Genomic DNA, 18,924 nt, shown 5'->3' with positions numbered 1-18,924 from the left:
GTTTTGCCCAAGTTCCCGCTTCGCGAACCGGTCAGGAATCCCTGTTCACTAACCATTTTGAAATTTTCCTTTCCTCTCTCTTCTCCGTTTACATACATAATAAGAACAATAAGACCAATTCTAAAAATGAATGGCCCGTATCATTCTCCTTTCCTTACTTATTTGAGGAATACACCCATATGTCCATCTTTCCTTAACTTTTCCTAAAAAATAAAAACACCCTGCATATGAAATGCGAGTGTTCGTTCATCTTTTTGGATACTTCGGGAAAGTAATTTCAAAGCGCGTTCCCTCACCTAATTGGCTATAAACTTTTACTTTTCCCTCGTGCTTCTCAATAATCCACTTAGCAATGGAAAGCCCTAATCCGGCTCCATCTGATTTCGTACGCGCTTTATCGCTTTGATAGAAGCGGTCAAAAATTTTCGGAATCTCTTCTTTCGCAATACCAATCCCATTATCTTGTACCTCAAGCGTAATCGAAGAAGCAGTTTGATGACAAGAAAGGTGAATTCTTCCCCCTTCTTCAGTATATTTCATCGCATTATCTAGTAGAATGACAAGCAACTGATGAATTCGTTCTTTATCCGCAGTAAATAAAATTGGAGACTCTACATTTAATGTCATATCTTTTTGCTGATAAGAAGCAATTTCCGAATAATGATCAACAATTTCTCTTAACAACTCATCTAATCGAAATGCTTCCTTTTTGATTTCAATTTGATTAGAATCTGAACGTGCCAATGTAAGCAAGTTAGCGACTAATTTGGAAAGTCGTCTACATTCTTTAGAGATAACGGAAATATCAACAATTTTTTCTTCAATCGTTGCGGAAAGAGAACGGAACAATAAATCCGTTTTCGCTTGTATCACCGCTAACGGGGTTCGCAATTCATGGGAAGCGTCTGAAACAAATTGCTGTTGTTTTTGCCATGCCTGTTGAATCGGCACAAGAGCTCTTCCCGCAAGAAAATATCCGGCTGCTACTGCACAAAGTCCCCCGATTATGCATCCAGTCACAATGATCAACAAAAGCTGATCTAAAATTTCTCTTTCGGAATTAACATTTCGCAAAATTTGTACCGTTATTTTTCCGAAGTCCGTATCCATTTGGATCGCAATCGCCCGAAAATAAAAGTTTTCAATGTTCATATCGTATAGTTCATTCAATTGTTTAGGCGGAACGATATGAGCTTGTGTGAAAATCGTTGTGTCGCGATTCAGGTCCATCATTTCGCCTTTTTCATTCCAAATCACGATAAACACACGTGGATCTCGTAAAAAAGGAACGTCCCTTTCCCATGGTTTTCCATATGCTATTCGTTCCGCTACCCTCATAAGCGCTGCATCCACTTCTTGGTACAAGCGGGCATGCATATACGAATATAGTGCTGTCCCTAAGACGCTAATTAAAACGAAAAAAACTAACGAATTTAACAGCGTCAGTCGAAGATGAGTGCGTTGAAACATCGTTTTCTCCCCTGCCCTACTGGTCTGTTAACATATATCCGACGCCACGAACCGTTTTAATATCCGTATGATAGCCAAACGGTTCAAGTTTTTTACGAAGATGATGAATGAACACTTCGACAATCGCAATCGTTGTATCCGAATCAAATCCCCATACCCGATCATAGATTTGTTCTTTTGTTAAAATCATTCCCTTATTATGGATAAGGTACTCTAATAACTCATATTGTTTCGCTGTTACTTTGATAGGATGCCCATCTACAATGACATCCTTTTCTTTTCCGAATAGCTCAATCCCGCGATAGCGAATGGTCTGTTTTGTCGTAAAACCGCCGCTGCGCCGTAGCAATGCCCGAATGCGTGCCTTCAGCTCAGGGGCTTGAAACGGTTTGACTAAGTAGTCGTCCCCGCCAAAATCTAACCCTTTCACCCGATCTTCGAGGGAATCTTTTGCTGTTAAAAATAAAACTGGCGTAGCAATCTCTTCTTTTCTGATTCGTTGTACAATTTCAAAACCATCCATTCCCGGCAACATCACATCCAATATAATCGCATCGTAAATGTTTTGCAGGGCTAAAAATAACCCTTCTTCGCCATCTGTGGCACTATCAACGACAAACTCATCAGATAAGATTTCAATCATCGCCTCAAGTAAATCAAGATGATCTTCAACGACTAATAGTCTCATCGATTGCTCCACCTTTCTCCTATACTAATAATAAGACAAAGCGGTCGCCAAAAGCGATCGCTTCCTATGGCCGAACTCTTCATCCATTGCGACATTCTGCTGACAAGAGAGGGGCGTCAGATTATCTAAAATAACCTTCTCTCTTGAAGTGACAAGCACCTTCTGCGATCAAAGAACATTTGCTCCGAGAGCTATTTTGCGCCGCCTCTGCTTTTTCACTGTCTCACTCGGCTCGCAGCGCCAACTTTCCGCTATCGAAATCAAGCATTTCTCGGCGGGAGAACATTTTTTAACTCGTCCTTTCTCCTTCTATTCATATCTTAGCGCTTGAATCGGGTCAAGTTTTGCTGCTTTGTTAGCAGGAAATACGCCAAATACCACTCCGACGAAAAGAGAGAATAAAAAGGAAATAAGAGAAACGGAAGTAGAATAAGAAATCGACAGCCCCATCGCAGTTGCTAGCACTTTTCCAATGATAAATCCGAGTCCCACGCCAATGACTCCTCCTAAAGCGCTTAGCACAACTGATTCAATTAAAAATTGCAGCAAAATATCTTTCCGCTTCGCCCCGATTGCTTTTCGAATCCCGATTTCCTTCGTTCGCTCTGACACAGACACAAGCATAATATTCATAATCCCAATTCCGCCTACTAAAAGAGAAATGCCGGCGATTCCTCCAAGCATCAGCGTCATCGTGTTGGTTACCGAACTCATCGTCTCCATTAAATCTTGCTGGTTAAAGACGCTGTAGCTATCTTCGGTGTTAGGAAACATGCGTGCTAATGTTCTCTCCACTTGTGCCATAACAAAATTGACTTGTTCTGCATTTTTTCCTTGAATGTATACCGTTTGAATACTTGTGTTTTTTACCAACCTTTGTGCAGTCGAAAGCGGCATTATAATCACATCATCGCCGCTTTGTCCAAGCGAACCACCTTTTGAAGCAAGGACTCCGACTACTTTGAACGATGTCCCTTCAACTTGTACATATTTTCCGACCGGATTATCAAGACCAAATAGTGTCTGCGCTGTGTTAGCTCCTAAAACGACAATTTTTTGCCGATACGCTACATCGATATCGGACAAAAATCGACCTTGGTTGGCTTGAACATCACGCACAGCTTGATAGGAGGAGGTTGTGCCAATTAAAGATACTTGCGCAGATGTCGTGCCATTTTTCACATTGACCCGTCCGGACACAACTGGAGCAATTTCTTTTACTCCTGGAATATCTCGAATTTTTTCAACATCGTCTGTCGTCAATTTGACACTATCGGAGTTCATAACGTTTACCGTTAATAAGTTCGTTCCTAGCTGATTAATTTGATTTGTTACTTGTTCGCTCGAACCTTGACCAATCGAGATGAGAACAATGACAGAAGAGACGCCGATAATAATTCCTAGCATCGTTAAAAATGCCCGCAATTTATTCCCTTGAATACTGCGCAGCGCCATTTTAACGGATTGAATAAGTCCCAACGAAATCACCTCTCTCTTCAAACAATTGGCCATCTTGAATACGGACAATCCGCTTTGCTTCGTTTGCCACTTCCCAATCGTGCGTAATCAAAATAATCGTATGTCCCTGCTCATTTAATTGTTTCATAATTTGAATAATCTCTTTGCTTGTCTTGCTGTCGAGTGCCCCTGTCGGCTCATCGGCAAGCAAAATCGGCGGGCTGCCGACAAGAGCTCGAGCGATGGCAACTCGTTGCTGTTGTCCTCCAGAGAGCTGGTTAGGTAAATGATGGGCGCGATCTTTTAAACCGACTTTTTCTAGGCATTCATAAGCGATTTTTTTGCGTTCCTTCACTTTCACTCCACGATATAATAAAGGTAGTTCGACATTCTCTAACGCTGTTAGTTTTGCTAATAGATGAAAGTTTTGAAAAACGAATCCGATTTTTTCATTTCGAATAGTCGCAAGCTCATTGTCTTTCATTTTTTCTATTTCTTTTCCATCAAGAATATAGCTCCCTGAGTCAGGGCGATCAAGACAACCAATCATATTCATGAACGTGGACTTCCCTGAACCAGAAGGACCGATAATCGCAAGAAAATCTCCTTTTTCAATTTGGAGAGAAACGCCCCGCAGTGCGTGAACCACTTCTCCTCCGAGCGTATACGTCTTTGTCATATTTTCAATTTGAATAATCGGTGCAGCCATTCTCGATCATCTCCCTCCATTCATTGTTCTACGATTCATGCCGCCTGAAGAGCCCATGCCGGGTATTCCTCCCATTCCGCCCATCATTCTGCCGACGCGCATTTGTTCATTATTCGAAGACGAAGCGGATACTCTTGGCAACTGGACAACCTCTCCTTCTGTGAGACCTTCCGTAATTTCTACATAATCTTCATTGTTAATTCCTGTTTTCACTGCTTGCCGTGTTGCAGTGCCCTCTCCGTCAGATGATGGATTAGCAACAAGCACAAACTTTTCGTTATTTACTGTATGAACGGCTTCAATCGGCACATATAATACATTGTCTTTGCTTTGTACTAAAATGCTCGCTTCAGCTGTCATCCCGACTTTTACATTCGTTGGTTTGTCAATATGAACAGTCACATCAAATGTCGAAACCCCATTCGACACGGTTCCTTCATTTGCAATTGATGTCACTTTTCCCGTATATGTTGTATCCGGAAAGGCATTTATCTTTATACTTGCTGTTTGTCCCACTTTTACTTTTGGAATATCTAACTCATCGATTTGCACCGTTACTTGCAAGTCATCATAATTCGTAATATGGGCGACAACTTGCCCATTTGCTACACGATCTCCTTCCGCCACGTCAAGCGATGTTACTGTTCCATCTGCCGGTGCTGTAATTGCCTCACTTCCATCCGTAAATGTGATTAACTCTTGCCCTTCCTTCACCTTCTCTCCTTCAGAAACAAGTACTTCGTCTACTTCTTTGGTAGCAGTCGCTTTGATATCCGTACTCGTAACAGGTTGAACAGTTCCAGAACCACTCACCTTCACTTCCAGTTTTCCTCTTTGTACAGAAGCGGTCTGCACCTGCGCCATCGTTGGTTCTTCTTTTCCTTTGGCAAAAAACCACACACCGCCTCCAATGACTACAATCGCAATGACGAAAATGATCACCCATTTTTTCAACATCAATTCTCCTTTCCTTATCTATAGGTAACTTGGATAAGCCTATTATGTAGACTGTTTCTTAATTTTTTCTTAATAAAAAAACCTAACCGAATCCGGCTAGGTTCCATACAATCATTATTTGTTCGGAAAGCCCTGCTCTGCATGTAGCAACATAGACATTCCTAAATATGAGAAACATTCGTAAAATTTTCGGAGAAGAAAAATCTCTCTCTACCACTATTACTCCCCCTTAGCTAGCTTGTATATCATTTTCCGCTTCTTATCGAGATGCCAAAACAAAAATCCCCTGCTTCATGCAGAGGATTCATACGAACGCTTTATTCTCTTCTTTACGGAAGAATGTTTTCATCGCATAGAAGACATCAGATTTTTGTTTGAGGATGTAATAGCGGAATTTTTCGTCTTTAATGTTTTTATAGGCGGACATTAAAGTAGAATGACGGTTGTACTGATACAACTATACACCCTATATACTTTTTTGATTTATAATAGCCTAATAAATATTATACACTTCTGTAATACCGATTGAGCTTTAGGATCATTAAAAAAAGGCATCATATTTTTTTCTTCCTTTCTTATGCGAAATTTCATACTTGCTTGCACCATTTCTCCAGCTTCTCTTTTCTGACTGATGGGGCAATGAATACACAATAAAGACTCATATAAACCAGGATCTCCGCCCCCCCTTTTTTCAACGGCTCTGGTTTTAGTTTTCCTGTTCAACTAACGGAGCAGTATAATCCAATAACAAATAATCAGCATTCGCGGAAAATGATAAGAGTCCAATCAAACTGATAAAAAGTCCCGTATTATAAACTGTAGGCTAATAAATGGAGGTGTCATTAAATGAGTGGTGGAGGATATGCAGGTGGTGGCCTTGCATTTATCGTCGTTCTGTTCATCTTATTAATCATTGTTGGTTGTGGCTGCTTTGGCGGTTTCCGGGGAGGATATGGCTTCGGCGGTGGTTATGGACCAGGATTCGGATTCTGGTAATCCCCTTTCTGAGTATTTGAGGATTGCTAAAATGCTTGCTTTCCGTTTATAAGTGCCATGGTTGGAACAACACACAAAAAGACTGATTTATTTCGATCTTTTTATGTGGTCTAAAACTCAACACCGCAATTTAACAGGCCAGCTAAAAAGGGCGGAGTCTTACTCTAAATAGTTCCGTTTTTGTGGAGAAAATCTTTAATCACAACATCAATTCCACACTCATTCGTAGCAAAAATCACATAGTAAGTTGCTCATAAAAAAGCTTGAGGAAAATCCATCCTCAAGCTTTTTTAAAGTTACTCTTACCATTTAAACTAAAGCATCCGTTAACACAATACACAAATACTATTTTCAACAATCACTATTGTTTAATTTTCTGTACCCTATTTGTTATTTTCTAATTGACTAATTCTTTGTTCTAATTCTTCAATTTTTTTCTTGGAACTTAGTGTAGTAGTAAAAGCCAAAATTCCAAAAACGAAACCTAAAATTCCGAATGTATTTAACAATATCTCTCCTTTAAATACTTTAGTTATCTGATTTTAAAAAGTTTATTTATTCTATTTTACCATAATTAACACCAACGTTCGTTCATTAGCTTCTCACAATAAATTTCCTCGTAACCTTTCAATTCCAAGAGAAAATTTCGTTTCAACATCCCTTTTAACACGCCAATTCGCAAGTTGAATCAAAGCATGCCAATGGCTGTTGTCATTGCGCGAAATAAGGTGCCAATTAATTTTGATTAATCTATACGAATTTTACACTCGATTTAACTATGTTATTTGTATTGTTTCTCCATATTATCAGAACTATACTTAGTCTTACTCCGCCTTTTTTATGCTTTCTCCTCTTTGATGGTGTTGCAAAACTAGAGTAAAAACTCGAAGTTATGCATAAGGATGCAACATAACACATGCAGTAAATATCGATGAAATCCATACCATCGGGGTTGCTCCACCCCATCACTCTTTAGCTCGTTAAATACCCGTTCAATCTCGCGGAGAAGCCCAAACAGCCATTGGCCAAATCTCGTTTTCAACAAGACAGGAAGAACCCGGCCATAGGCATCTTTTCGTTCCTTGCTATTGCGGCGGTTGATGGGGGAAATGAATAAGATTCCTGCTTGCTCAGCAGTTTGTCGAACCTTTTCGCTGTCATACGCGGCATCCCCTAACACGAACTCAATATCCCATTGCCCCAAAGAAGCAAGCAATTCTGGTGCCACTGCCGCATCATTCCGGTTCGCTGTGGTCAACACGTGAGATAAGATGATTCCCTCGGTAGTGGTACAGAGATGGAGTTTATATCCTTTAAACCAGTGATATCGGGTGGACACTCCCCACTTTGCCTGTGAATCGTAAAGACTGCTTCGAAGGGCCGTGCTGTCGATCAGCACGATTTTGGGATACCGTACTTCTAGATCTTTGAGCAGCTGTGCGTGAAAAACAGGAAATCCCTGTTCCCGAAACCACTTTGCCGCACGGGAAAACGTAGAAAGATGAGGAACTTCACTAAGCCCGCAAGCCCGCTGAAAACAGCGAAAACGCTGCAGAATGCGTACTAATTTTCGCAAGGAATCAATGGAAAAATAGGTTTTCAAAAAGAAACATTTCAATAAAGATTTTTTCGACACCGGCGGTCTTCCTGTCACATACGGTGTCTCCGGCAACGACAGCGAGTCGATATATCGAAATAAGGATGCTAAAAGTGGATCGATTTCATAAGACCATGCATGTTCTTTGTTTAAATTGGAAATCATGATAGTGTCCACCCCTTGGTAGTTGGTTTTGGTCACTGTATATGATTTCCAAGGTGGTGGATTTTTTATGTGCATTTATGCATCCATTATGCGTTTTGCAACACGTTCATGACAACAATAAAAACATCATTGGTTATCAATCTTATAGCTTCAGAACAAATATGATGGTTTTGTAGATTTTTCTGATAAAGTCATTAGTACAGGATGTATCATTGCTAAAGCACGTAATTTATATAGATACATTTGACAAGCACTATCAAATACAGCTGACGATAAAGATAAAAATCAGGTCTCTTATGAAGAAAAGAGCTATAAAATCACTATGAATTCAGACAGCAATATTGGTGTCATAGTCTCTGTTAAATGATAATGTTAATAATTTAGTAAATAAAAAAGGACCGCATGAGTCCTTTTTTGAGTTCTTATTAAACTAACGCATCCGTTAGTTCAACAAGGAAGTTTAATAATCCTTCTTGTAAGGTATGATTGGTCTTTCAAGAGATTGTATATCCTCTTCTAAACTTATCATTTTCTGTTCAATCATCTCTTTTGCATCTTTCACGCCTTGGTTATAAAAGTAAGGCCCAATTTCTTTTAAAACAAAATCAAGTAGGTTTCCTGCTGCCAAATCACCAATTTCTTCTGACCATTCATTATAAAAATAATCCTTGATTTTACAAATAATTTGGTCTTTATTTTCCTTCGGAAGCCTAATATACATCAAATTCTCCCCCCTAATCTTTTAGATTTTGTGTTGTCAATTAACTCTTTGAATTTCTGATTTCATAAATGCCACTCTTTTTACTAGCTTTTATGTATTACTTCTTTTTACACAATCCCCCTTTTTAAAATTTTTTTGTCTTCTTGTTCAACTAACCTCCCCCGTTTGTTTACGTGAAATTCCTCACAATTTTCATGCTATATTTTAACATAAATCTCCAGTTGCATTGAAAACATTCCTCAACAATCCAGCTCGATTATTGAAGAGTTCATCATCACTATTCTTCAACTAACAGGACAGTTATGTTAAATAAATAGATATTGTTAAATTTCAGCTTTTAAAGGAGGTAGTTGGCAATTTTAATGTAAAATAAATATAAAAAGTATTGGAGAGGACTTATAATGGGGTTAATTATGATATTTGTAATGATACTTGTTTTTATGGCTTGTACTGTTGGTATTACTTTGCACATTAAAAACAAGAATATTCTCAATAAACCAAGTTGGGGTGTACGTATCTCTCTTGTTTTTCAATTACTTTTGTTTACATTATTTTTTACAGAAGTATTAGCAAGTTTTCCGCAAGTAATCGCTGATGTTTTATGGTGGGGGGCAGTTTTAGGTGGTCTTATTTTTGGGATAAGGGATTTTAAAAATAACTCAATTACGTCTGTTTTAAGCATTCTTTTAAGTGTTTCTTTGGCTGGTCTGATGTTTCTTATGTTACTCATAACTTCTATGTAACAATAATCTTATTGAGCTAACGGGTGGTTTTGTTGAATAACAGACCTTAAATAAAAAAGAGCTTGGAACGTTTTCTTATAACATTTTCCAACTCTTTTTTTGATTTGGATTGTGAATTCATTGGTACTGAAAATAGGGTTTACTCAGGATAATGAAAGAGCATTCATTATTTCTAGGAGAGGGGGTTATCAAAAAGATACTCAACTGATCCAGCAAACAGATAGTTAAAGAAGTGCTTCATTCACTTGAATCCATACTATCCAAATTAGGATAAAAGAACAGGATTTAATACCGTAAAATTTTATTAAAGGATGGATTTGTGTTTAAGGGATTAAATGAGTATAAAACATTTAAAATCGAGCCACTTCCGAGCGAAAAATCCTTATTAAGCTAAAGGTTTAAGATGGAGACTCTACGACAATCCCTTTAGTTTCGTGCAATAAACCATTGCAAAAAAATTAAATGTGGATTTTTTTATTTCACAGCAGATGATCTTTCTCTATAAAAAAAGGCCCGTAGGCCCATGGAAACACTGTTTACATCATTTGCTTAATTAGAATCTGCGTCTTCTTCTTCTCTCTATTTCGAATATTTCAAAGGGGAAAAACCGTCTTTCAAAAGGAAAAAACCGTCTTCTTCTAAAGTCGTCACGAAAAAAGAAGTCTCTTCTACCAAATCCAAAAAACGGCATTTAATTCATCCTCCTTTCATTTCAGAAGTCTATATGACAAAAGGACAGATTAACTCAACCTGCCCTTTTCTTTTTCAATAAACGAAACCACCTATTCCGATTAAATGAGGAAATTAAGAGAGGTTAATGTCACCTTGTGGGGAATTAATAACCGCCTAGACCTGTACAAGAACATCCTACAATGATAAGTAAGACGAATAAGACAACAATTAAGGCAAAAGCACTCATATCTAGCACCTCCTATTTATGGTAAGCAGTCTGTTTTTTATAAGAACGTTAGGCTTATTAGTTAGCTCCAGCTCCAAATAGAAGTTCCTACAATAATTAATAAAATGAACAATACAACAATCAACGCAAAATTGAAGCCACCGCCACCGTAGCCGCCGTAGCCACCATATCCATATCCTGCACCGCCATATCCTCCATATCCCCAACACATAATGTTTCCCCTCCTTATAATATTCTATTGAGTATTGGGGGGATAGCTAATTGCGATCCCTACTTTTAATGTATGTTCTTAAAAAGAGTTAGCTTGGATAAATTCATCAACTGATAAGAAAATTCCACATTTATCTAATAGATATAGATACTATTTCATTGCATTTCTAATAATCCCTAATTTATGTAAAGTGGTATATTACATTAAAAGAGATCAGATCTAGTTTAGATCGAGCCCAGCTTGTCAATTTTGGAGCCAAGCTAAATCCCTGCCAAACGGCAGGGGTGCTATTTTAAACGCAATTTTTGTCCGACAAGAATCAAGTCGGGATTTTTAATTTTGTTCAGCTTCACCAAATTTTGCACCGTTGTATTATACTTTTTCGCAATTGCGGTGAGTGTGTCGCCTTTTTTCACGATGTAAATTTGAGGTTCTTCTTTTTTGGACACAGCTTGCACTTTCACTGGCTTCTTATTTCCGACTTTATCGTATTTATGCAGCCCGTACTTTTCGGTGATATTAATTAGCTTTGTAGCATAATTCGGATCAGTACAATATCCACACTCCTGAATAGCAAGAACGTAGTTTGTTTCTCCAATCACTGCCTTGTATTTATTCCGATCCCAAGAGACTCCGTTTTTGTAAAGTCCAGCGAGGTCGCAGAGAGATTCATACCAGCTTGGATATTTTCTGAATGCCGCGTTCACTTTGATCGGCTTTCCATCTTTATATTCGGTCGTTGACATTTTGTTATCGATTGACCGTTATATGCACCCTTCACACCAAAGAGATTTTTCCCATTTTGAGCTAGTCCTCTTTGTCCAAAGTTCGATTCAAGGCACGCTTGTGCAATCACAAGAGAAGCAAGAATTCTGGACTTTTCTTGAATCCGTTGCGCCACGACTCCTTTCAGCGCAATGCCTTTCACGAGCCAGTTTTCTGTTTTCTTACTGTTTTCATCAAGCTCAATTTCACGATGACGAATGATACCAACCTTGTTCCTGCTTGCACCAAGCAAAATGAGGTTACCGCGTTGCAACAATTCCGTATGCCGATTGATGCGCAGTTCAAATTCTCCTACTTCGTGCCATCATCGAGTAAAAAGAAGTGATTCGTAGCTGTCGATGTCAGCAAGAAGACCAAGTGTCGGCGAATTGGTTTCATTTTTTCACCACCTAATAAAAAAACACCGTTATTAAATCGTTGATGTGTTGCATTATCGTCCAACTGCAACAAAAAAGCCAGCAGTTTACTGCTGACTTCGTATGTTTTATTAAACTATAGCACTTAATAATTAATAGGCACTCTATTACCAGAAATTTCTTACAAAAATATCCCAACAGATATATCTAATGTCTTTTTACTTTTTCAGAACTGGAATCCAAATTTCACATTTTACAGTTGGTGAAGTTAAATCTTTGCTTCCGATCGATAAGATTTCTGGCCCTTCTATTTGTTCATAGTTTGAGGTTGGAAACCATTCAGAATAAATGCGTCCCCATACATCCTGCAGTGTATCAGGAAATGGTCCGATTGCTTCGAATACAGCCCATGTTGAGGCAGGAACTTCAAGTTGTGTAAATTCAGCTGGACATTCCTTAGTTGTTGCCACGCCAATATAATGATCAAGCTCCCCTTTTTCCTCCATTCTGCCTTCAGAAAAGTTCGTGGATGCTTGAATCAGTCCTAATGGCTCGACATTAGAAAGTTTTTTAAGTTTATTGATCTTTTCATCATCTAAGCTTTTCCACATCGAGGCAATTTCCGGATTAACTCCTTTGAAAATGATAGGAACTCTTTTCTTAATACCAACAATGCGAAATGCCTCTTTTTCTACAATTCGATAGTTCATTTCATTCCCTCCTTTAATTGATAACTGGAAGGTCATTCGTGGATAGGCTTTAAGTGAATGGCCATGATTTCTGGCTTCCGACGGTGTTATACCATGCAAGTTTTGAAAAGCTCTTGCAAAAGAATCTGGTGAGCTGTAGCCGTATTTCATCGCAATGTCAATGACCTTTACGTTGCTATCTTTAAGCTCAAATGCTGCAAGAGTAAGGCGTCTGCGGCGGATATATTCTGATAGTGTAATACCTGCAAGAAAAGAAAACATCCTTTTAAAATGATATTCGGAGCAGCAAGCGATCCTTGCCACCTCTTTAAAATCAATATCATGAGTAAGGTTTTCTTCAATATATTGTATTGCTCTGTTCATGTTCTTAAGCAAATCCATTATATGACCTCCCTTAATTAAAAGAATAGCAGGAGCTGAATGTATCCACCCGACATTTTGTGCACAATTATGTAGGATAGATACATGATCATGTGCATCTTTGAGTAACCTACTCAGTTAGTTTAATAAAAACTGTGTTTTATTATTGAACATTTTGTTCCTACTGTGAAATAAAAAAGTCAACATCTTTACAAATGTTGACCTTTGTCCTTCGATTAACGCCCCAGTTAGTTTTATTGATATTCAGGCTTTTCTTTCATAAACATGGAAATAGTAAATATAAGGATTTTTGTCATTGGTTATCCCTTTCTCAACAGATACTTCCTTCCATTCATCAAAATTAGCTTCTGGAAAAAAGGCATCTCCTTCGAATTCGTGATGAATTCTTGTAATATACATTTTGTTAACGTATGGAAGGAACAATTTATATATTTGTTCTCCTCCAAAAATGAAAATCTCTTTTTCATTTTTACATAACTCAAAAACATCTTCGATTGAATGAGCAATTTCACAACCTTCAAAGGTAAAATCCGTATCTCTTGTTAAAACAATATTTTTTCGTCCGGGTAACACCCTTCCAATTGATTCAAAGTTCTTTCTACCTACTATGATCGGATGTCCCATTGTAGTTTTCTTAACATACTGCCAATCTTTTGGTAATCGCCACGGAATGTCATTGTCCTTGCCAATTACTCTATTTTTATCCATTGCAACAATTAAAGAGATATTCATATATAACACAACCCTTTTTTAACTGTATTACCATGTAAATTTCGCATTCCTAATGAAATTCCTTCTTCGACTAATCTCCCCCCATAATTGAACAAGTATTACTTCACGATATCTTCCTACTGCGTTATTAAATTCTCTTGGTCTTTAAGAATCTATCTCTGTTTTGAGATCTGGACGCTTGGAAATGACGTATTCATACGTGTATGCACCATCTAGGGTTCGTTGAGCGAGATAAACAGCCATCTTACATACCTCCTAATAGTAAGTCGTCTAATGCTTGCTGTATGATTTCATCTCGAATTTGTATGTAGTTGTTCCAGCACATGCGACTTGTGATATGTAATGGCGCACCAAAGTTTTAAAGCTTGATAAATCAAGGAAGTTTTAAATGTCATTTACTCCTAATCGCCCCATGCACTCTTTTGTGCGTCGGACGATTCACTCCCATCCAAGTCAAGCAGTTCCCGACGTCTCAATTTCTCTTTTCGTTTTTTCTTCTGCTTTTTCACGTTCATCACTCCAGAGCAACATAAAAACGCCTGTCACATGGACAGACGTTTCTATTTAAATTTCCTCCAGCGCATCATTTTCACTATTTCGGGAGTAGTCCAATAAGGAGCTAGTATTAAAATAATTACTCAATAATATGACGATACGAAAAGAGTATGCCTTTTTATCTGAATGAATGACTCTAAAAAGGAATATATTGGTTATGTGTGCAGGAAACTCTTATAAATATTGATAAAGTTAGGAGGATGAATATGTTTCAAACCTTAGATGATTTCTTTAAATTATGGGAATTTGAAGCAGACGCCACTCAAAAAATACTTAATCAGCTTACAGATGAATCACTATCACAAGAAGTAACGCCTCAAAATTGGACATTAGGACGAATTGCTTGGCATACAGTAACAGCAATTAACATTATAGCGTCTCGAACAGGTCTGTCTTTTAACGCCCCTGCTGAAGATTATCCTGTTCCTTCTTCGTCAAAGTTCATATCTGACAGTTATCAACAAGCAAGTAATGCTTTTGTTGAGGCAGTGAAAACTCAATGGACCGACGATAGTCTTAAAGAAGAACAAGACTTTTTTTGGAGGAAAATGTCAAATGGTCTTATTCTTTTATTCCTGATTCAACATCAAATTCATCATCGAGGGCAAATGACTGTTCTTATGCGCCAAGCAGGTTTAATTGTTCCTGGTCTTTATGGCCCATCCAAAGAGGAATGGGCTCAGATAGGTATGGAAGCTCCTAAAATGTAATCAATAAAAAATTAATTGAGGGTAACTAACTGGTTGCGATAGTTGATAAGACTCACAAAAAAGACCGATTCATTTCGGTCTTTGCTTTGTTCTGTGGTCTAAAAATCAACGTGAAATTTAACAGAGCAAAATACAAACGCCTGTCATTTAGACAGACGTTCCCGTGTATTTTATATGTCTTATTCAACTATCATACTCGTTAGCTCACTTAAAGATATGTGTATCAAGAGTTGATTTTTTTATCAAACCATTCATTTTCTAAAATACTCATCTCCCATAAGCTCCAATATTCATTTCCTATCCTTCTGCAATCTCTGAGTAATCCCTCTTTTTTAAAACCAACCTTTTCATAACACGCAATCGCAGATTTATTGAAGTCAAATACCCCAAGACTAACCCTATGTAATTTTAGTTCTTCAAATGCTATTCTCAGTATTTCTTTTACCATCAATTGACCTATACCCTGACCTCTTATATTTTTGTCTCCAACTAAAACCTTACCTATTCTTGCTGATTTATTTTTTCTATCAATTTTACCTAAAGAAATATGACCAATAACATTTCCTGTTTCTTTATGTATTACTTTATATATCAAAGTATCAGAGGTATCATTATTCGCATTCTCAATGTACTTTTCTAGCTGACTTTCGTTCAGCGGGTAATCAAATTGAGGCCCTCCCCATTGAAGTAAAAATTTTGGTGAATCAATCCAATTAATCAGTTGCTTAAAATCTGAACGCTCAAAATATTTTAGTTCAATCATCACACTGTTCTCTCCTTTAACTATTTGTTATTTTTAATTTACCTAGAGTTGATAATATTTGTAAATTATTTCTATTGAACTAATCTGCCAGTTGAAGAAGAAAAAAGTGATAAAATCAGTATTCACATTTAACAAAGCTTAAAATAAAAAAACGCCCCCCGATCGGAGTGACGCCCCGCTCGAATAAAATATCCACGATACTATCATAATACGCCTAAACAGAAATATTCTGTCGTCTTTCTGTCATTTTTCTTTCAGTTTTCTGTCATCTTAAAACCAAGACTCTGTTATCGCTTGTTGTTGATTTTCTTGTTCAACTCCCATGGAAGAACGAATTAACTTCGTCATCTGTGGTACTGCGGAATGCGGTATAGGTGACTAAAGGACAGGATAATGCAAATAAACTCATTTTCAATGGTTTATGGTAATATTATAAAAAATAGGTTCAAATTTCTTGATGGAGATTGGAGAGGGAGTCTTATGAATACTGCTTTAATAATCATTGATATTCAGAATGACTATTTTCCTAATGGAAAAATGGAGCTTGAAGGTTCTGTTGAGGCAAGTCAAAGGGCTAGACAATTACTTTCTGTTTTTCGTGAGAAATCTCTGCCCATATTCCATATTCAACATATATCAACAAGAAGTGATGCTACCTTCTTTCTACCTAATACTGAAGGTGTTCAAATACATAAAAATGTAGAACCATTTCCTAATGAAGTAGTCATTCAAAAGAATTACCCGAACAGTTTTAGAGATACAAAACTGTTAGAACAACTTAGGAATAAAGGAATAAATCGTCTGGTTATATGTGGCATGATGACTCATATGTGTATAGACGCAACTGTAAGAGCTGCTTTTGATTTTGGCTTTGAATGTATTGTTATACATGATGCCTGTGCAACCAAAAGTCTTCGATTTAATGAAAAGACTATTCCTGCTGAATATGTGCATAACGCAATTTTAGCTTCTTTGAATGGAATATACGCAAAAGTAATCAGTGTTGAACAATTCTTTGCCCAAAATTTCATTGACATCGAATGAAGTCTTGTTTCATCCCTATGGAAGAACAATTTCATCTTAACTTTCATCATCTGTGGTGCCATGAAATGTGGCATGGTGGCTAACGGGACAGGATCGCGATAGAGCTTATACTTGTTAATAGGAGGAGCTTTTGTTGTTAGAACTTGAAAAAATAAAAGAGAAGATTACTCAATTAGATGAGTCGGAAGCGAAAAGTCTGTTAATGATTATTTATGCGAAGCTTGATACTGCAATAAATGGAACTGGTGGAGATGAATTTATTAAAAAAACTATAATAGATTTATTTGATATTTATAAGAAACTGCCTGACAAAAAAGAACTAAAAAATTTGAACTAGCGTTTGTTGAAGTAGACATATAAAAGGACCAAAAACTGATCCTTTTTTCTTTTAATCAATACTAATATTTAACAAAAAAGACACCTACACAGGTGCCTTTTCTTCTTTATAAACTTCGATCCGCAATATGAAAGCCAGCTTATACAAAGCACTTGCTCTCAATCGATAGTCCTTGCTTTCACTCATTCCCATCTCATTGTAAACTTCGTCATCATATACATCGTCTTCCGTCATATAGCATCGGATAAGAATCGTACGTTCCCAATAACCTCAACAATTCACTGCCATCGCTACCCGCTTAATATATTCGCTGCGTTCCCGCTCATAATCGGCGTTTCTTATAGCCATTTCTTCAGTTGAGGAATGGAATTTGTTTGTATTGGAAGGAGAAACGAGCGAATACTGCTGGGTAACTCTTGGCAGCTGATCCAATCGCAACGTAAGTAAAAAAATACGATACTTTTCTAATGCCGCTTCAACTGCTTTTTTTGTAACTTCACAGTCAATTTCCGGTAAGATAAATTCTAATTGTTTTTCCATTTTCTCAACCTCCGAAATGAATCATTATCTTTGACGAAAAACGCCGCTTTGGGAGCGACGATAAATCAGCCGATTCACACCCATCAACTCTTTTAATTCGCATTCTGTAAACCGTTCTTCCGGGCGTTTTTGCTTCTGCTCTTTTTTATGCTTATCTGTCCAGTGCATTATCTTGTTTTCTTGCATCTATTTTTGAAGTTGCTGCTGGATGGTCCTCATGCACATTCCTCTATCTCGTTTTAGTAAAAACAAAAGAGGACACCAATCATACAGAGATGGCCATGCTACCTCTGTACAATCAGTGTCCTCACGCTCTTGATCTTGGATACATTCAGTTTTATTACCATATAAACTAAGAAGACCGCTGATGTAAAAATTTATCATATATGCAATAGTAAAAACTTGTTGTAGCTGATTCATAAGAATCCTCCCCTCTGTATTTACATTTTTCGACTTTCACTCACACTAATCGGCAAAATTCTTGTAAATATTTTTTGAATATTTTCCAAAAAAACTCAAATTATAAAAAATAATGTCGATATATACATAAAAATGTTTAATATATCACAAAGGAGATGTCCTCAATGAGTAATGCACTTGATTATTTTATTGAATTGAAGCCTTTTTTAACTTTTTTAATCACCTTGTTATTAGCAATTGTTCTAAGGTTTTTACAAGATTAAAGATTTTCCTAAGCCTGAAACGATTTCGGAACTAATTAAATATTGTTCGAATGATCCAAAAACCCATTCAGAAGGAATGCTCTTTTTTCTCGTTATCTCAATTATTTATGAATTTTTAGCTATTGTTATTTAGCAAAAGGTGATTTAAATTGTTTAAAACTGCATTAATTGCTGACGATTCAATGTTTATGAGAAATTTATTAAAGAATCTCCTAACCGATAATAGTTACCAAGTTGTCTCTGAGACTTCTGATGGTAGTAATGCTGTGTCTCTTTACAAAGAACATTGCTATACTTGACTTAACTATGCCTATTATGAATGGATTAGATGCTTTAAAAGATATTTTAACATTTGATCAAAAATCAAAAGGAATAATTTGTTCAGCAATGAGGCAAAAAAGCTTAATTATTGATTCTCTTCAAATAGGAGCTAAGGATTTCATAGTCAAGTCCTGTTTAAAACAATTAATTCCATATTTAAATAAATTTTATGTATTACGCACTTCTTTATAGAAGTGCTTTTTTGGAACTCACCTGTCATTTTGTTTCTTTTTTCGAATTAAAATTGGCATTATCTAGAGAAAAACTTTCGAATAGAAAATGAAAAAAGCTGCGTTAAAGGCTCAATCAAAATCAACACATTGTCTATAAATAAAAACGAATCAAGGTTTTAACCTTACACCTTCCTCAACA

General features: G+C 37.1%; 22 protein-coding genes and 2 pseudogenes. 6 read left to right on the top strand and 18 right to left on the bottom strand.

Features of this window, described 5'->3' with window-relative positions; genetic code table 11:
• Positions 1–246: 246 nt before the first annotated feature.
• The 6 genes and pseudogenes from ISX45_RS00110 to ISX45_RS19330 form a co-directional block, all read right to left on the bottom strand.
• Complete coding sequence (locus ISX45_RS00110) at positions 247–1,470, bottom strand: sensor histidine kinase (RefSeq protein ID WP_194519663.1); 1,224 nt, start codon at positions 1,468–1,470, stop codon at positions 247–249.
• 16 nt (positions 1,471–1,486) lie between these two features.
• The gene (locus tag ISX45_RS00105; RefSeq protein ID WP_181555581.1) at positions 1,487–2,158 is read right to left on the bottom strand and encodes a response regulator transcription factor; all 672 of its coding nucleotides are present in this window, start codon (positions 2,156–2,158) and stop codon (positions 1,487–1,489) included.
• A 309-nt stretch (positions 2,159–2,467) separates the two neighbouring features.
• A complete protein-coding gene (locus ISX45_RS00100; RefSeq protein ID WP_228485596.1) occupies positions 2,468–3,637 on the bottom strand; it encodes an ABC transporter permease in 1,170 nt (389 codons plus the stop codon).
• Complete coding sequence (locus ISX45_RS00095; RefSeq protein ID WP_220129443.1) at positions 3,615–4,325, bottom strand: ABC transporter ATP-binding protein; 711 nt, start codon at positions 4,323–4,325, stop codon at positions 3,615–3,617. Before ISX45_RS00095 ends, ISX45_RS00100 begins: the two co-directional genes overlap by 23 nt.
• 6 nt (positions 4,326–4,331) lie before the next feature.
• Complete coding sequence (locus ISX45_RS00090; RefSeq protein WP_181555580.1) at positions 4,332–5,282, bottom strand: efflux RND transporter periplasmic adaptor subunit; 951 nt, start codon at positions 5,280–5,282, stop codon at positions 4,332–4,334.
• 304 nt (positions 5,283–5,586) lie between these two features.
• Positions 5,587–5,733: pseudogene (locus ISX45_RS19330) on the bottom strand (sporulation protein YhbH); the annotation flags it as partial.
• A gap of 395 nt (positions 5,734–6,128) precedes the next feature.
• On the opposite strand from ISX45_RS19330, the gene ISX45_RS00085 reads away from it, so the two are divergent.
• On the top strand, positions 6,129–6,278 hold the full coding sequence (locus ISX45_RS00085) for a YjcZ family sporulation protein (protein ID WP_181555579.1): 150 nt from the start codon (positions 6,129–6,131) through the stop codon (positions 6,276–6,278).
• Positions 6,279–7,149: 871 nt separating this feature from the next.
• Here ISX45_RS00085 and ISX45_RS00080 read toward each other — a convergent pair.
• Together ISX45_RS00080 and ISX45_RS00075 are read right to left on the bottom strand one after the other, a co-directional pair.
• The gene (locus ISX45_RS00080) at positions 7,150–8,040 is read right to left on the bottom strand and encodes a transposase (RefSeq protein ID WP_194519539.1); all 891 of its coding nucleotides are present in this window, start codon (positions 8,038–8,040) and stop codon (positions 7,150–7,152) included.
• A 460-nt stretch (positions 8,041–8,500) separates the two neighbouring features.
• Positions 8,501–8,761: a DUF2164 domain-containing protein gene (locus ISX45_RS00075; protein ID WP_228485595.1), complete on the bottom strand. Its 261-nt coding sequence runs from the start codon at positions 8,759–8,761 to the stop codon at positions 8,501–8,503.
• A 401-nt stretch (positions 8,762–9,162) separates the two neighbouring features.
• Here ISX45_RS00075 and ISX45_RS00070 point away from each other — a divergent pair, with 401 nt between their 5' ends.
• Complete coding sequence (locus ISX45_RS00070) at positions 9,163–9,504, top strand: hypothetical protein (RefSeq protein ID WP_194519661.1); 342 nt, start codon at positions 9,163–9,165, stop codon at positions 9,502–9,504.
• An 835-nt stretch (positions 9,505–10,339) separates the two neighbouring features.
• On the opposite strand, the gene ISX45_RS19815 is transcribed toward ISX45_RS00070, so the two are convergent.
• The 6 genes from ISX45_RS19815 to dfr all read right to left on the bottom strand — a co-directional run bounded on the left by ISX45_RS19815 (position 10,340) and on the right by dfr (position 13,599).
• On the bottom strand, positions 10,340–10,423 hold the full coding sequence (locus tag ISX45_RS19815) for a YjcZ family sporulation protein (RefSeq protein WP_081260451.1): 84 nt from the start codon (positions 10,421–10,423) through the stop codon (positions 10,340–10,342).
• Positions 10,424–10,484: 61 nt separating this feature from the next.
• Complete coding sequence (gene yjcZ, locus ISX45_RS19810; RefSeq protein ID WP_194519660.1) at positions 10,485–10,634, bottom strand: sporulation protein YjcZ; 150 nt, start codon at positions 10,632–10,634, stop codon at positions 10,485–10,487.
• 287 nt (positions 10,635–10,921) lie between these two features.
• Positions 10,922–11,380, bottom strand: coding sequence for a LysM peptidoglycan-binding domain-containing protein (locus ISX45_RS20135; protein ID WP_374058295.1), 459 nt, complete (start codon positions 11,378–11,380; stop codon positions 10,922–10,924).
• Positions 11,338–11,673: a glucosaminidase domain-containing protein gene (locus tag ISX45_RS20130; protein WP_374058294.1), complete on the bottom strand. Its 336-nt coding sequence runs from the start codon at positions 11,671–11,673 to the stop codon at positions 11,338–11,340. Before ISX45_RS20130 ends, ISX45_RS20135 begins: the two co-directional genes overlap by 43 nt.
• A gap of 321 nt (positions 11,674–11,994) precedes the next feature.
• A complete protein-coding gene (locus ISX45_RS00045; protein WP_194519659.1) occupies positions 11,995–12,867 on the bottom strand; it encodes an AraC family transcriptional regulator in 873 nt (290 codons plus the stop codon).
• 243 nt (positions 12,868–13,110) lie between these two features.
• A complete protein-coding gene (dfr, locus tag ISX45_RS00040) occupies positions 13,111–13,599 on the bottom strand; it encodes a DfrD/DfrG/DfrK family trimethoprim-resistant dihydrofolate reductase (protein WP_194519658.1) in 489 nt (162 codons plus the stop codon).
• A gap of 761 nt (positions 13,600–14,360) precedes the next feature.
• Here dfr and ISX45_RS00035 point away from each other — a divergent pair.
• On the top strand, positions 14,361–14,864 hold the full coding sequence (locus tag ISX45_RS00035; RefSeq protein WP_194519657.1) for a DinB family protein: 504 nt from the start codon (positions 14,361–14,363) through the stop codon (positions 14,862–14,864).
• A gap of 223 nt (positions 14,865–15,087) precedes the next feature.
• On the opposite strand, the gene ISX45_RS00030 is transcribed toward ISX45_RS00035, so the two are convergent.
• Positions 15,088–15,627 (bottom strand): GNAT family N-acetyltransferase, encoded by a 540-nt coding sequence (locus ISX45_RS00030; RefSeq protein ID WP_194520574.1) that lies wholly within the window; start codon positions 15,625–15,627, stop codon positions 15,088–15,090.
• A gap of 480 nt (positions 15,628–16,107) precedes the next feature.
• Between ISX45_RS00030 and ISX45_RS00025 the strand changes: the two genes are divergently transcribed.
• Both ISX45_RS00025 and ISX45_RS00020 read left to right on the top strand, forming a co-directional pair.
• Positions 16,108–16,671 (top strand): cysteine hydrolase family protein, encoded by a 564-nt coding sequence (locus tag ISX45_RS00025; RefSeq protein WP_194519656.1) that lies wholly within the window; start codon positions 16,108–16,110, stop codon positions 16,669–16,671.
• Between the two features lie 133 nt (positions 16,672–16,804).
• Positions 16,805–17,008, top strand: a complete 204-nt coding sequence (locus ISX45_RS00020) for a hypothetical protein (protein ID WP_194519655.1) — start codon at positions 16,805–16,807, stop codon at positions 17,006–17,008.
• 84 nt (positions 17,009–17,092) lie between these two features.
• On the opposite strand, the pseudogene ISX45_RS00015 reads toward ISX45_RS00020, so the two are convergent.
• The 3 genes and pseudogenes from ISX45_RS00015 to ISX45_RS19310 form a co-directional block, all read right to left on the bottom strand.
• Positions 17,093–17,548, bottom strand: a pseudogene (locus tag ISX45_RS00015) (ArpU family phage packaging/lysis transcriptional regulator).
• Positions 17,549–17,572: 24 nt separating this feature from the next.
• On the bottom strand, positions 17,573–17,716 hold the full coding sequence (locus ISX45_RS00010) for a hypothetical protein (RefSeq protein WP_228485594.1): 144 nt from the start codon (positions 17,714–17,716) through the stop codon (positions 17,573–17,575).
• A gap of 18 nt (positions 17,717–17,734) precedes the next feature.
• Positions 17,735–17,968, bottom strand: a complete 234-nt coding sequence (locus ISX45_RS19310) for a hypothetical protein (protein WP_228485593.1) — start codon at positions 17,966–17,968, stop codon at positions 17,735–17,737.
• 515 nt (positions 17,969–18,483) lie between these two features.
• On the opposite strand from ISX45_RS19310, the gene ISX45_RS00005 reads away from it, so the two are divergent.
• Complete coding sequence (locus ISX45_RS00005) at positions 18,484–18,744, top strand: response regulator (protein WP_309505636.1); 261 nt, start codon at positions 18,484–18,486, stop codon at positions 18,742–18,744.
• The last annotated feature ends 180 nt before the right edge of the window (positions 18,745–18,924 follow it).

It is taken from the genome of Thermaerobacillus caldiproteolyticus (assembly GCF_015326725.1).
Lineage (GTDB): Bacteria > Bacillota > Bacilli > Bacillales > Anoxybacillaceae > Thermaerobacillus > Thermaerobacillus caldiproteolyticus.
Note: the sequence above shows the minus strand (reverse complement) of the source record. Positions and strands in the feature narration are given on the sequence as shown.